This is a genomic window from Natronobacillus azotifigens, assembly GCF_026805325.1.
In the GTDB taxonomy this organism is placed as follows: domain Bacteria; phylum Bacillota; class Bacilli; order Bacillales; family Amphibacillaceae; genus Natronobacillus; species Natronobacillus azotifigens.
The window spans coordinates 60,728-75,105 of sequence record NZ_JAPRAT010000018.1 but is presented as its reverse complement, the minus strand read 5'-3'; the positions used below and the strand labels follow the sequence as shown (position 1 = coordinate 75,105).

The window sequence follows — 14,378 nt, the reverse complement described above, 5'->3', positions numbered from 1 at the left end:
TATAATATGAAATTTGTTAGTTTCGGAAGATCGATCTAGGATAAAGTTCTTTTTCTTTTTTCTTGGACATGATAGAGTAAAGTAAGCCTTATCATAACATTATAAATTTTTTAACAAAAATATTAAAGAGAAGTAGAGGATATCAATGAATAAACCAAAACTATCAGACGTAGCTGAACTTGCGGGTGTGTCACTTACCACTGTTTCTCGTGTTTTGAATAATCGAGGTTACATTGGGGATAAGACAAGAAAAAAGGTTCATGAAGCAATGGAAGAATTGAATTATTATCCAAATGAAATTGCAAGATCATTGTTCATTAGCAAGACATACATTATTGGTGTTATTTTTCCAACAACAAATAATCCATTCTATGGACAACTCATTTATCACCTAGAAAATTTCTGTGAAGCATTAGGTTATAAAGTTTTATTATGTAATAGTGGTGGGCGCGAAGACAAGGAGCGTGCTTACTTGGAAATGTTACAACGCCACCAAGTGGATGGAATCATCGCTGGTGCACACAATAGAGGAATTGATACGTATCATCGCTCGAGAATGCCTATCGTAAGTGTGGATCGTTTCTTAGCCGATCATATTCCCGTTGTATCAAGTGATAACTATCGTGGAGGGGAATTGGCAACACAACATTTACTTGAGCGAGGTTGTAAGCATATTTTTCATATTAATGGTCGACGTTCATTAGAAACACCAGCTAATTTAAGACGTGATGCTTATGAGGAAACGATGAAGAAACATAAAATGCCCTACAAAACGTATGTAAATGTCGATGATTATAGTGTGCGTATGTTTGATGAAAATCCAAAGATAGACGGGGTCTTTGCTAGTGATGACTTAATCGCTGGTAGCGTGATTAGAGAAGCAATGAAACGAGGAATCAATGTACCTGGAAACGTAAAAGTAATTGGTTACGATGGGGCGGATATGACACGTATGTTATTCCCGGATTTAACGACAATTCAACAGCCTATTGAAGCAATGGCTAAGGAAGCAGTGCATCTTTTAGTGAAGTTAATTAATGAGGGGGAAAAAACAGCTGTAGAAAATATTACGCTACCGGTGGAGTTAATTCAAGGAAAAACGACATGAAGTAATCTCACCTATTCTGTGGGGTTATTTTTTTATCTCGGTGCAACCGTCCGTAAGACTCCCACTTCAAAACAACAAGAAAAGCAAGTTGTTTAAGTGGGAGTAACGGACGCTAGCACCCCGAATGGTTCAACTAACAATCAGTGGGGGGAATACCTAAAAAACCCCCACTGATTGAAGTTTCACTTTATTGCTGGCAAATGACAAAATTTTAGGTTTTGATAACTTTTCCGAACAGTTTTAGCCACGTTCCCAACGGTGTGATCGTTTTTTTCTTGAGATGTACATAACCTTTACTGAAAAGAAATGATCGTTGATCGACTTGAAATCCTCATAGACATTGCCTCGCACCTTTTTAAAAATAATATATGTTAACCGGTTGACATATATGTTGTCATAAGCTAAACTCAAGGTGTAAATATTTATTTTTGCCCTATATGTCAACCGATTGACATATTAAAGGGACATTTATGTAAGCGTATACGAGAACTGATTAAACGAAGGAGTTGATATGATGAAGCAACCAGAAGATGTAATGAATAAAGGTCTAACGGGAGACATTCAATTCAATCAAAAAAGAAAGAAAAATGGTAAGTGGCAGTACATGAAAAAGAATTATATGCTCTACCTCTTTTTACTTCCAGCAGTATCGCTAGTCTTTATTTTTAACTATATTCCTATGTATGGTGTTCTCATCGCTTTTCAGGATTTTAGTGTAACACGAGGGATTTTTGGAAGTGGTTGGGTGGGATTAGACCATTTTAGAAGTTTTCTTACATCACCGAATTTTTTCCAAATATTTTCAAACACCATCAAACTAAGTGTATATGGACTAATTATTGGATTTCCTGTACCGGTCTTGCTTGCCTTAATGTTAAATCAAGTTAGACGTTCGAAGATTAAGAAGAACATCCAATTGATTATTTACGCTCCGCACTTTATCTCAACGGTTGTTATTGCGGGAATGATATTTATTTTTTTATCCCCGGCTGGTCCGGTTAACGCATTGATTACACAGTTTACAGGTAACCCAATATCCTTTATGTCTAATCCGGATTATTTTAGAAGTATTTTCATTATTTCTGGTATATGGCAAGGAGCAGGTTTTTCGTCCATTGTATATGTGGCTGCTTTATCTAATGCCGATCCACAATTACATGATGCAGCAACAATTGATGGCGCTTCGCTTTTACAACGGACCTGGCATATCGATATTCAAGTACTCAAGCCCGTTATGGCCGTCCTCTTCATATTAGCTATTGGAGGGATAATGGGAGTAGGCTTTGAAAAAGCGTATTTGTTACAAACCGATATGAACATTCCTGCATCGGAAATCATTGATACGTATGTTTATAAACGAGGTTTACTTTCTGGTGACTGGTCGTTTGGTGCAGCAGTTGGTCTGTTTAATACAGTTATTGGCTTAATTTTGCTTGTCACTGCAAATGGAATAATTAAAAAACTCAATGGCGAAACGCTATATTAAAGAAAGGTGGCGACGTAATGTATAAGCAATCGCCTATAAATAATTCACGCGTGGATCGAACGCTACTATTTTTAAATAAAATAGTACTCATCTTGATCGTGTTAGCTGTAACGGTTCCAATATTGTATGTTGTTTTAGGTTCATTTTTAAAACCGAATATATTACTGAATCAAGGGATTTCATTTAATCCTGAGCATTGGACGCTGGATGGCTATCGACGTATTTTTGAAGACGGTTCGATTGTAAGGGGTTTCTTGAATTCCGTTTTCTATGCATCTGGCTTCACATTTGTTGCAGTTGTTTTTACCGTTTTAGCAGGCTATTCTTTATCGGTTGATACATTAGTCGGTGGGAAAATCATTACGATATTCTTCCTAATCGCTATGTTCTTCAATGGTGGAATGATTCCTACGTATTTAGTGGTTAGAGGGTTAGGGCTAATCAATACACCCTGGGCAATTATTTTACCAGGAGCAGTGGGAGTCTGGAACATCATTTTAACACGAACATTTTTTAAGGGGGTGCCAAAGGAACTTAAGGAAGCAGCACAAATTGATGGTGCATCAGATTTCCGTATATTTTTGAGCGTTATTTTACCACTTTCAAAGCCAATTATATTTGTAATCGCACTTTTTGCGTTTATTGGCCAGTGGAATTCTTATTTTAATGCCATGATTTACTTGAATGACCGCTCTTTATATCCACTTCAACTGGTGTTACGTGAGATACTGGTGCAAAATGAAGTGCCTCCAGGAATGATTGCAGATCAGTTGGCTCGTGCTGAAATGCAACGTGCTGCAGAATTGATTAAGTACTCATCGATTGTGGTAGCTAGCTTGCCTTTAATGGTGATGTATCCATTCTTTCAAAAGTATTTTGAAAAAGGAGTTATGGTTGGCTCATTAAAATAATATACGAGGAGTGTTAACTATGAAAAAAATTCTAAGTTTAATCATAATTGTTGTTGCGTTTTCGCTAGTAGGTTGTAATCAGGAGGACCAAGCACATTCTGAAGACTATGGCCTTGAGAATATCAGTTTTCCACTAGAAGAAACGGTAACTCTGAGATTTATGACGCAAAGTCCACCACCGGCACCAGCAGATCCAAATGAAAAGTTAATTTATCAGCGTTTAGAGGAAGAGACAGGCGTGCATATTGATTGGTTAAACTTTACGGGTGAAATATTTGGTGAGCGACGCAATCTAGCTCTAGCTACAGGGGAGATGCCAGATGCGATCAAAAATGCAGCATTTAGTGATTATGAGTTATTGAATTATGCGGAGGACGGGGCCATTATTCCGTTAAATGACTTGATTGATCAGTATATGCCGAATTTACAAGCGGTACTTGAAGCATCACCAGAATATGAGGCAATGATGACAGCTCCGGATGGTAATATTTATGCTTTCCCATGGATAGAGGAGCTAGGTGAAGGAAGAGAAAGTATTCATTCTGTAGATAATTTTCCGTGGATTAATGTGGAATGGATAGAGGAACTTGGTCTAGACATGCCAGAAACAACAGAACAATTAAAAGAAGTGTTGATCGCATTCAGGGATAACGATCCTGCGGGGAATGGCCAAACAATCCCAATGTCATTCATTATTAATGATGGTGGTCAAGATCCAGGCTTCTTATTTGGTTCATTCGGATACGGTGATAATTGGGACCATACAGTAGTAACAAATGATGAAGAGATATTACTTACATCGATGCAAGAAGGGTACAGAGACGCGATTAATTTTATGAATGAATTGTATGAAGAACAGCTGATTGACATTGAAGCGTTCGAACATGATTGGCCGACTTATGTGGCAAAAGGTCAAGAAGGAAGGTACGGCCTATACTTTACGTGGGATAAAGGAAATATCAGTGGTATGGGTGATGATTATGACCTAATGAACCCCCTTGCAGGACCGGATGGACATGTAAATGTTCCCCGCTCAAATGGAATGGGCTTTGATCGTTCACGAATGGTAATTACAAGCGCGAATGAGAATCTTGAATTAACTGCAAAGTGGATTGATCAACTATACGATCCAAAACAATCTGTTCAAAATAACTGGGGAACGTATGGTGATGATGAGTTACAGAATATCTTTGAATATGATGAGTCAAATAATATGTTAAGACATTTACCGCTTGATGGGGTATCACCTATCGAGTTGAGGGAAAAAACATCAGCAGGGGGACCACTTGCTATTTTAGATAGCTATTATGGAGAAGTGACAACGATGCCTGATGATGCAGCGTGGAGACTTAACTTAATGGAGGAAGTAATGGTTCCACATATGCAGGCGGATAACATTTATCCAAATGTCTTTTTTGATAAAGATGAATTAGATAGATTATCAACAATAGAGGCAGATTTAATCCCTTATATTCGCAGAAAGAAAGCGGAGTGGATTACGAATGGAAATGCAGATCAGGAATGGGAAGATTATCTACAAGAATTAGATCGACTTCATGTCCAAGAATGGTTAGAAATTAAACAGAACGGTTATGATCGCGCGAACGAATAGAGAGGATGGTTAGCTTGCTACAAAAAACAGATCAATACAGACCAGAAATACATTTTGCACCGGAGAAAAATTGGATGAATGATCCAAATGGGATGGTTTATTTTAATGGATTCTATCATCTGTTCTTTCAACACAATCCCCAGGACAGTGTGTGGGGACCGATGCATTGGGGACATGCGATAAGTAAAGACATGATTCACTGGGAAGAGCAATCTATTGCGCTTTTCCCAGATGAATTAGGAATGATTTTCTCAGGAAGCATTGTCATCGATTGGAACAATACTACGGGCTTTTTTGATGATCAAACAGGAATGGTAGCTATTTTTACACATCATTTAGATCAATCTTCAGGACCACCAAAACAATACCAAAGCTTAGCGTATAGCAAAGATGAAGGAAGAACATGGGTGAAATTCAGTGGCAATCCAGTCTTGAAACATGAGAGTAAAGTGGATTTTCGAGATCCAAAAGTATTCTGGCATGATGACACTCAACGCTGGGTTATGGTGCTTGCAACAGGTCAAACTATCATGATATATACATCATTAAATTTGATCGACTGGCAATTTGCAAGTGAATTTGGAGAAGGAAGGGGTTATCAAGACGCTGTTTGGGAATGTCCCGATTTATTTGAACTTGGTATGGAAGGAGCAAGTTTAAAGAAGTGGGTGATGTTAGTAAGTGTAGGAGACAACCCGCATAAACAAGAGGGCTCAAAAACACAATATTTTATTGGTGACTTTGATGGAGAAGTTTTTACGCCTGATGATGAGCTGGTAAGATGGCTAGATTACGGAAAAGATAATTATGCTGGAGTCAGTTTCTCTGATATCCTTCCAGCAGACGGTCGGCGTATTTATATGGGGTGGATGAGCAACTGGCGTTATGCTAATGAAGTGCCTACAGGTGAGTGGCGTAGTCAAATGACCCTTCCTCGTAAACTTTCATTGGTGGAAACAAATCAGGGTGTTCTATTAAATCAAAAGCCTGTGGAAGAGTTGATGAATTACGCACAAGACTATATTAAACTACCGTCAAATCAAGCCTTAGTTAATTTAACACTCCCTATAGTAAAGAACCCATTTATGATAGATGTAATCGTTGCTCCAGCTGATGCAAAGGAGATTATTTTCACCTTACAGACCTGTTCTGGAGAAGAGCTTGTTGTGAAGATAGACAATCGTAAAGAAGTACTCGTACTGGATCGAAGTCGTTCAGGTGTTGTTGAATTTTCGGATCTGTTTTCCTGTGAACAAGTGCTCCCTATTTCAATAGAAAAGCGATACCATTTACAAATGATATGTGATCATTCATCGATTGAAATTTTCATTAATGAGGGGAACTATGCATTGACAAGTTTAGTCTATCCCCGTTCGGCATTTGACACGTTAACGGTAACAACAGATAGTTTGAAAGCAAAATTAGTAGAAGGTGAAATAAGGCAACTGAAAAATGATTGATCCGATTAAAGGTATGCATGAGAAGGGTGAGGAAATGATGAAGGTAGCGTGTATTGGTGAGTTACTTATTGATTTTTTCTGTAAAGATGTGAACGCGACAGTAATGGAAGGAAATACTTTCATGAAGCAAGCGGGAGGGGCGCCTGCAAATGTTTGTTCAGTTATCTCTGCATTTGGTGGTGAAGCGCATTTTGCTGGAAAAGTTGGGGATGACGCATTTGGACAGTATCTAGAAAAAACCCTACAAAAACATGGGGTTCATACAAAAATGTTAAAAAAAGATCCACATCACCACACAACATTAGCCTTTGTCTCGCTAGATGCGAAAGGAGAACGAGATTTCACATTTGCGAGAGGCGCAGATCAATACTACGAATTTACAGATATTGATAACGATCAATTAGACGATATCAAAATGTTCCACTTTGGTTCAGCAACAGCGTTATTATCGGATCCTTTTCGAGAGACGTATCTTTCATTAATGGAAAATAGTGATAAACAAAATAAATTCATTTCATTTGATCCGAATTATCGTGAAGATCTTTGGGGTGGTAATATAGATGCATTCGTTGAAGGAGCAAAAGCATGTTGTAGAAATGCTGACTTAGTTAAAGTGAGTGAAGATGAACTAGCTTTAATTACTAAGGAGACGGATTTAAGTCGCGGCACAGCCTTGCTTCATCAGTTGGGAGTTGCGGTCGTTACGGTTACGCTAGGTGCAAAAGGTACCTATCTATCTACACCTAGCTTCAATCGAATGGTACCGAGTATAAACATCAAATCTATAGATTCAACAGGTGCTGGGGATGCGTTTATTGGTGCTTTGCTATATCAGTTTTCCAAGGAGACGGATTGCTTTGGTATGCTAACAAATGAACAACAGTTAGTAGATTTGGTGACGTTTAGTAATGTTGTTGCAGCACTAGTTTGTACGAGAATTGGTGCAATGAACATACCAACGCTTGATGATGTACAGCAATTTTTATCCCGGAGCAACCGTCCGTAACACTCCCACTTCAAAACAACGAGAATATCAAGTAGTTTAAGTGGGAGTAACGGACGCTAGCACCCCGAATGGTTTAACTAATAACTAGTAGGGATATTGATAAAAACTCTTACTGTTTGAAGTATCTCTACTCTCGTTAGTTACAATGAATAGTACTTGACAGGCAGTAATGTATTTATTATTTTGAATGATAGAAAAGGAGGAGCGGAAAATGCATCAAAATTCATGGTTCACTCGTATTGGTACACTGGGTTTTCATCTCCTCCTTTTAAATGTGTTCTTTTGGTTAGGAGTATTGTTAGGTATCGGAGTTTTAGGTTTTTTTCCAAGCTTAGTTGCTTTATTTGCATCTTCAAAACAGTTAATTTTGGAGAAAGATGATCAATATCTCTATCGTAATTTTTGGCAGAATTATATAAAGGAATTTCTAACAGCTAATATTCTAGGGCTTATGTATACCCTAAGCATAAGTGGTTTGTATTTGTATTATCGAATTCTTCAAATGATGACCCCATCGTTATGGACGCAGCTTGGGGTTGGAATATTAATTTTTGTCCTGTTTGTTGTGGCGTTAAGCCTTAGTACGGTTTTTCCACTTTTTGTACACTACAAGTACCCAATCGTTCAATATCCAAAATTTGCACTCGTTTATGCATTGTCAAGACCAATTCATACAATAGCCTTAGCCTTGATACTATTCATTTTTTTCATTGTTTATATTCGATTCGTTCCCTTATTTCTGCTAATCGGAGTTAGTTCAATCGCTCTTGTTACAATGTGGATTGGATCTAGTCATTTAGCAAGAAAAAGTGAACTTTGACAGAAAAAAGTGAAAATGAAAATTCGTAACAAAAAAGTCTACCAATATGTTAAATGGTAGACTTTCTTCTGATATAAAAATATTCGACAAAAATCGGGTGGTGACAGGCACTTAGAATTTATTTTCGTAGTCATTGGCTACTTTGATGACTAGTGAGGATAAGCCGATTAGGGCGATTAAGTTTGGTATGACCATTAATCCATTGAAAGTATCGGCAAGTTCCCAAATGATTTCTGCATTGATCGTTGTTCCGACTACAATAAATATTAATACGATTCCTCGATAGACAGAAATTCCTTTTTTTCCTGTGAGATACTTCACATTTGCCTCCCCAAAGTAATACCAACTGATAATTGTAGATAATGCAAAGAAGAATAGACAAATAGCGATAAAGGTTGTTCCGAAATTCCCAAAGCCAATCGTGAAACCTTCTTGCGTAAGTTGTGCACCAAATAATCCAGATGAAAAAGATCCTGTTGTTAAAATGACAAGAGCAGTTAATGTACAGACAACGCCTGTATCAATTACGACCCCCATGAAGGATACGAGACCTTGTTGTGCTGGATGCTTCACCTTTGCCACCGCATGTGCATGTGGTGTAGATCCCATTCCGGCTTCGTTCGAAAATAATCCTCTTGCGATACCATAACGAAAACTTTCCTTAATCGTAACACCAATAACACCGCCAGTTGCTGCGGAGGGGTTAAAGGCACCGTGTATAATCATTCGAAAAGAAGGAATAATCATTTCGGCATTCATAAGAACAATAATTAGTGCTCCAACAATATAAAAACCTGCCATGATCGGTACAATCTTTTCTGTGAAAGAGGCAATTCTCTTCATACCACCAACAATGATTAAGCCAACGAGAACCGCTACGATAAAGCCGGTGATAATATTAGGAATGTTGAAAGCAACATGTACAGATTCAGCAATCGAGCTGGATTGCACCATATTTCCCATGAATCCTAAAGCAATAATAATAGATATGGCAAAAAATCCAGCAAGAAATTTACTACCTAATCCTTTTTTTATGTAGTAAGCTGGCCCACCAGTAATTTCCCCATCTACGCGTTCTGTATGGAGCTGAGCAAGTATTGCTTCCGCAAAAATCGTTCCCATTCCGAAAAAACCACTGACCCACATCCAAAAAACAGCACCAGGTCCTCCTGCTGCAACAGCTGTAGCAACCCCTGCTAAGTTGCCTGTCCCTACTTGTGCTGCAATTGCGGTGGTTAGTGCTTGGAACGATGACATGCCGTCTTCGTCTGCTTTTTCCCCTTTTTTAAAGAGACCCCCAAAAGTTATCTTCCATGCTTGTTTAAATTTTCTGATTTGAATTGCTTTTAGTCGATAGGTAAACAAGACCCCTGTTCCGACTAAGAGAAACAACATAATTGGTCCCCACAAAATATCGTTAATATCTTTGATGATTTTTATAAAATTCACATTCTGTTCTCCTTTTCTGTTTAATATAAGCTTCAAATATTTACACTACCTGATGCAGAACGGTGATCAAGGGAAAAAGATGTATAAAAAATAGGCAATGTAATGCTACAGAGCTATTAAATCATTTATCTCTGTCAAAAAATCTGGCAGTAAAAAATACCGCCAATTGCGCGGCATCATAAAAAGGCGGAATATACAGAAACTTCTTACAATAAAATTTAGCATAAAATCATCCTGTTTGGAAGGTTAATTTTTAAAAAGGTTTTTTTTGAAATTATCCCGGAGCAACCGTCCGTAAAACATCCTCTTCAAATCAGTGAGTACATCGAAGTAGCATACAAGGTAACAATTCACGCTTTCACCCCGAAGTTTGCACCGGACCATTCGTGAGAGAATACCGCCTCCACTAGCTTGAAATTTCATTTTTTGATATCACAACTTAATCAAGATCAAAACCTTTAGCCATTGGAGAAGACATTATTATTCCAATGGCTATTTTGCAACCAATTGAAGCTGTCTCCACGCGCTAACTGCCTCTAACCCCTCCCAGCAGTGTAATCAAAACTCCGCACAGATTCAGGCCCAGTCTAAATTGTTAAAGTAATTGTATGATTGACAAAAAAAAACAACAAGGATAGAATGTTAATTATAGTTAGTTTAACGGATGAACAAAGCTGTATTATGAAAGCGCTTCACAAAACGATATATGTGTCAAGATGGGTTAAATGTTAAGGTAAATCTATAAATCTATTAAAAGAGGTGCAATGAATTGAAGTGGATACGTTTTTGGTTTTACGTTGTGATCATACTTTTGGTCGTGGGATGTGAGGGGGAGGATTCGAATAATGATGCATCTTCTCGGGTTAAGCTTCCGGAAAGACTTGAAATAGCTTTTGATATGGAAGAGGTTACGGAGGTAAAGGAGGCTAAAATCTATACTGCGAATTCACTAGAGTTAGATCCAGATGTGGTAGCGAACACAATACTTGTGGAATCGTTAGTCAATGAAGAAATAAATGCCTTTGGTTTTTCTTATCAAACAAAAGGAGATGCACAAGAAGAATATTTAACTGTCTATGATGGGGGTAAGACTTTTGGGGTAGAAAGCGGTATGGAGGGAGGGTTTGGTTATTGGAATCACTCGATAGATCATCCGGTGAATTATCAGCAAGTGGCTCACACTTCACCTGGTCCGCCCGATCAGTCTACTCAATTCAGTTTATATCAGCAAAATAACAATTTTCAAACTTTCACTGATTTAGATTTTATTTCTTATTCTGAAGCGGAACAGGAGATTATAGATCAGTTAAGTTCATTAGGTATTGATGGTGTAGAAACGGAGATTGTTTATGGGTTGGATTATGAAACAATCACCACACATTATGAGCATTATTTAAATTTAATGGCTGGAAGTGGAGAAGATGCTGTTCAATGGACAGATGATGATGAGGCCTATTTATTCCAGTTTAGACAAGTAGTTGATGGTATTCCTTTAATTAATGATATTTGGCAAACAAGAATCCTGGAATCTGATGAAATAACGTACACGAGGCTAACGGCTATTTACAAAGAAAGCGGTATACATACGCTTGAAGTTGTAGGGTTTTATGAAACGACTGATGCAAGTGAATCACAAACACTTATTGGTCAGGAGGAAGCCTTAGAGAAACTGATTGATTATTATAACGCAGTGCTTCTAAAATCAGCTACACGGATTGAGAAAATGGAGCTTACTTACATTAGTTTTTTTGAGGATGGAAACTATCGCTTAGTGCCGTCATGGGTCTTCCTAATATCAAGAGAAGAACAAACAGAACCAACGGATATAGATCCTGCACAAGAATATGTTGACTACCATTACCATATTATTAATGCGGTTACAGGTGAGCGAATTATAAATGTTAGTGGTGATTCGAATTGAAAAAATTCCTTAATTTACAGCTTGGAAATGTATCGCGTGCTCTTTTTTCTGTCCGATTTTTTGCGTGTTGTATTCTTGTTTGCTTAATCGTTATCTTCACCAGTATACCGTTAATTCATCCAGATCAAGGAGCTATTGAATTATTAGAAGCGAGCTTAGGTGGATCGTCGGGAAACTTAATGTTAGTACTGGCTCTCGTGCCATTGATACCCTTCACGTTATCGTTTGGAATGGAGTATCAACAAAAAGCAATATTACCTTGGATCATTCGATCAGGTGTTAAATCATATGCTTTAGGTAAATTATCTTTAAGCTTAATTTCAGCCTTTTTGACAACCGCTATTGGTCTGGCGTTCGCTGTGTTAATTTTGTCGATTTGGTTACCTGTCCATCAACATGGAATAGGAACAGAAGCCTATAGTATATACCTAGTTAATGGACAAGTGATCCGGTATCTTATCTTTTACATTGCTCATATATCTCTTAGTTCGGTATTGTTTGCTATGATTGCTTTTTGGGTATCAACAATGATGCCCAATAGGTATGTTACCCTCGCTGCACCAGTCGTATGTTATTACTTGATGCATCGTTTAACATCAAGTCTAAACATCCCGATTCAATTTAAAGCGATGTACATTTTTGAGTCGGTCTATGATGCTGGAACAGTATGGTCTTCATTTCTTTTGAAACTGATGACGGTTTTGATCATTTCACTCCCTTTAGCTTATTTGTCCTATATAAATATAAAAAGGAGGGTTGCATATGGATGATGTAAAATCTGTTTTACTTTGCTCCCAAATAAATTTGAAAAAGTGGTTCGTTAATCCGAGGATTTATACAATTTTCATTGTTACGTTTGCCTTTTTGTTCTATCATTCTTATGAACTTTCTCGCTTTTCTCGAGAAGTAGGTCACAACTTAACGCCTTGGATCTTTCCACATCTATTTACACCACCTGTTTTACAGGTGTTTGCTTTTTTAGTAATTCTGTTATTTTGTGATGCTCCTTTTAAAGATCATCATGCTCCTTTTGTGATCATACGTACAGGGCGAAAAAATTGGATGATTAGTCAACTTGTTTATCTTGTATGGGCATCTATTATTTTTACTCTTTTTACTTTTGTAACTTCTGTGGTTGTTCTCTTACCATCTGTTCAATTTTCGTTAGAATGGGGGATTGTGATTGAATCATTGGCCCATGATGTTACGTTAGCTCCTGAAACGGTGACGATTTTTTTCAATCCTAATTTACTTACACAGTTAACACCGATAGCTGCTACAACAATCAGTGTATTTTATTTTTTTCTTGTTACCCTATTTATCGGGGTTGTCATCTTGTGTTTTAATACAGTCTTAGCTAAGACCGCGGGTATCGTTGTTGCGGGCATACTTGTTGCAGTTTCTTTGTTTTCGAATTATTTAGGTTTCTTTAGTATCGGCTATTTAATCTATTATCTCTCACCGATAAGTTGGATGAGCATATCGACCTTTAATTGGGATGATGGACAGTTACCTGCTCCAAGTTATGCATTGATTACATTGCTTATTGCTATTTTGGTAATGAGTGGTGCGGCCTACAAAGTTTTTATTCGTAAAGATATGGATTTAAAGGGGAGTGGTTAATTTGGTCTGCTATTTAATTGAAGTAGAACAAGCGGTGAAAAAATTTAAAGAGGTCACAGCGCTAAATCAAGTGAACGTTCGATTTGAAAAAGGAAAGATACATGGCATCATTGGTCGGAACGGATCAGGTAAAACCGTGTTGTTTAAGGCTATCTGTGGTTTTATGAAGCTAGATTCGGGAACTATTTTGATTAATAGTAAACCAGTTAAGTTAGCCGCTGCACAGGATATTGGTATTATCATTGAAGAGCCTGGGTTTATTGATAGTATGAATGGTTTTAAGAATTTAAAGCTATTGGCATCGATAAAACGATCAATCACAGATAAAGAGATAATAGAGGCGATCAAGGAAGTTGGACTTGATCCGAATAATAGAAAGCATGTGGGTAAATATTCTTTAGGAATGCGTCACCGCTTAGCGATAGCCCAGGCGATTATGGAAAAGCCAGAGCTTCTTATTTTGGATGAGCCTATGAATGGTTTAGATAAATATGGAGTTGTTGAGATTCGTGCGTTATTGAAGCGTTTAAATGAACAAGGAATTACCATTATTCTCTCTTCGCATTATGCAGAAGACATTGAAGCCTTATGTGATACAGTTTGTGAGATGGACAACGGGAATCTACAAGTCCTCTAACGTAGTTGTCAGCAAATCGTTATCGCTGGGAAATAGGTGGTAAGATGCATATTTAAAACAGGGTTGTAAAAATGTTTACGCAAAGAAAACTTGCTTTTTGCTAAGATGAAGCGTGGATTTGCTAACGAAATTTTCTTTGTCCGTTCGTGTAATATAGATGCCGAGTCGTGTAACAGTCTAATCTAAACAAAATAATGTAATCGTTATCATGTATTTTGGTATATTACGTTCAGTTTAAGCTTACTAAAGATCAAAGAGAGAATAAAAGTTTCATTGGCTTTCACTCTATTTTCTGAGCTAATAATGATCGCTGGTATCATGCTATCTTTTTAAAAAAATAAGAAT

Annotated in this window: 12 protein-coding genes; 11 read left to right on the top strand and 1 reads right to left on the bottom strand. The window is 37.5% G+C overall.

Annotated elements, in window-relative coordinates; genetic code table 11:
- Positions 1-145 precede the first annotated feature (145 nt).
- The 7 genes from OWO01_RS10075 to OWO01_RS10045 all read left to right on the top strand — a co-directional run bounded on the left by OWO01_RS10075 (position 146) and on the right by OWO01_RS10045 (position 8,403).
- Complete coding sequence (locus OWO01_RS10075; RefSeq protein ID WP_268780328.1) at positions 146-1,108, top strand: LacI family DNA-binding transcriptional regulator; 963 nt, start codon at positions 146-148, stop codon at positions 1,106-1,108.
- A gap of 604 nt (positions 1,109-1,712) precedes the next feature.
- A complete protein-coding gene (locus tag OWO01_RS10070) occupies positions 1,713-2,594 on the top strand; it encodes an ABC transporter permease (protein WP_268780330.1) in 882 nt (293 codons plus the stop codon).
- Positions 2,595-2,611: 17 nt separating this feature from the next.
- Positions 2,612-3,505, top strand: a complete 894-nt coding sequence (locus OWO01_RS10065; protein WP_268780327.1) for a carbohydrate ABC transporter permease — start codon at positions 2,612-2,614, stop codon at positions 3,503-3,505.
- 19 nt (positions 3,506-3,524) lie between these two features.
- A complete protein-coding gene (locus OWO01_RS10060; protein WP_268780326.1) occupies positions 3,525-5,117 on the top strand; it encodes a type 2 periplasmic-binding domain-containing protein in 1,593 nt (530 codons plus the stop codon).
- A 14-nt stretch (positions 5,118-5,131) separates the two neighbouring features.
- The gene (locus OWO01_RS10055; protein ID WP_418936214.1) at positions 5,132-6,577 is read left to right on the top strand and encodes a glycoside hydrolase family 32 protein; all 1,446 of its coding nucleotides are present in this window, start codon (positions 5,132-5,134) and stop codon (positions 6,575-6,577) included.
- Positions 6,578-6,611: 34 nt separating this feature from the next.
- On the top strand, positions 6,612-7,583 hold the full coding sequence (locus OWO01_RS10050) for a carbohydrate kinase family protein (protein WP_268780324.1): 972 nt from the start codon (positions 6,612-6,614) through the stop codon (positions 7,581-7,583).
- A gap of 211 nt (positions 7,584-7,794) precedes the next feature.
- Positions 7,795-8,403: a YesL family protein gene (locus OWO01_RS10045; protein ID WP_268780323.1), complete on the top strand. Its 609-nt coding sequence runs from the start codon at positions 7,795-7,797 to the stop codon at positions 8,401-8,403.
- Between the two features lie 111 nt (positions 8,404-8,514).
- Here OWO01_RS10045 and OWO01_RS10040 read toward each other — a convergent pair whose 3' ends face one another.
- Positions 8,515-9,852, bottom strand: a complete 1,338-nt coding sequence (locus OWO01_RS10040) for an alanine/glycine:cation symporter family protein (RefSeq protein ID WP_268780322.1) — start codon at positions 9,850-9,852, stop codon at positions 8,515-8,517.
- A gap of 769 nt (positions 9,853-10,621) precedes the next feature.
- Between OWO01_RS10040 and OWO01_RS10035 the strand changes: the two genes are divergently transcribed.
- The 4 genes from OWO01_RS10035 to OWO01_RS10020 are packed head-to-tail and all read left to right on the top strand — an operon-like array spanning position 10,622 to position 14,033.
- Positions 10,622-11,773: a hypothetical protein gene (locus tag OWO01_RS10035; RefSeq protein ID WP_268780321.1), complete on the top strand. Its 1,152-nt coding sequence runs from the start codon at positions 10,622-10,624 to the stop codon at positions 11,771-11,773.
- Positions 11,770-12,543, top strand: a complete 774-nt coding sequence (locus OWO01_RS10030) for a hypothetical protein (RefSeq protein ID WP_268780320.1) — start codon at positions 11,770-11,772, stop codon at positions 12,541-12,543. The genes OWO01_RS10035 and OWO01_RS10030 overlap by 4 nt, the downstream gene beginning before the upstream one ends.
- Positions 12,536-13,396 carry a hypothetical protein gene (locus OWO01_RS10025; RefSeq protein WP_268780319.1) on the top strand — a complete coding sequence of 287 codons (861 nt, stop codon included), beginning with the start codon at positions 12,536-12,538 and terminating at the stop codon, positions 13,394-13,396. Before OWO01_RS10030 ends, OWO01_RS10025 begins: the two co-directional genes overlap by 8 nt.
- A 1-nt stretch (position 13,397) precedes the next feature.
- Positions 13,398-14,033, top strand: coding sequence for an ABC transporter ATP-binding protein (locus OWO01_RS10020; RefSeq protein ID WP_268780318.1), 636 nt, complete (start codon positions 13,398-13,400; stop codon positions 14,031-14,033).
- The last annotated feature ends 345 nt before the right edge of the window (positions 14,034-14,378 follow it).

Bases quoted from the DNA above. Each gene is read 5' to 3' on its own strand.
- OWO01_RS10075 (WP_268780328.1), top strand. From the start codon at position 146: ATGAATAAACCAAAACTATCAGACGTAGCTGAACTTGCGGGTGTGTCA.
- OWO01_RS10070 (WP_268780330.1), top strand. From the start codon at position 1,713: ATGAAAAAGAATTATATGCTCTACCTCTTTTTACTTCCAGCAGTATCG.
- OWO01_RS10065 (WP_268780327.1), top strand. From the start codon at position 2,612: ATGTATAAGCAATCGCCTATAAATAATTCACGCGTGGATCGAACGCTA.
- OWO01_RS10060 (WP_268780326.1), top strand. From the start codon at position 3,525: ATGAAAAAAATTCTAAGTTTAATCATAATTGTTGTTGCGTTTTCGCTA.
- OWO01_RS10050 (WP_268780324.1), top strand. From the start codon at position 6,612: ATGATGAAGGTAGCGTGTATTGGTGAGTTACTTATTGATTTTTTCTGT.
- OWO01_RS10045 (WP_268780323.1), top strand. From the start codon at position 7,795: ATGCATCAAAATTCATGGTTCACTCGTATTGGTACACTGGGTTTTCAT.
- OWO01_RS10025 (WP_268780319.1), top strand. From the start codon at position 12,536: ATGGATGATGTAAAATCTGTTTTACTTTGCTCCCAAATAAATTTGAAA.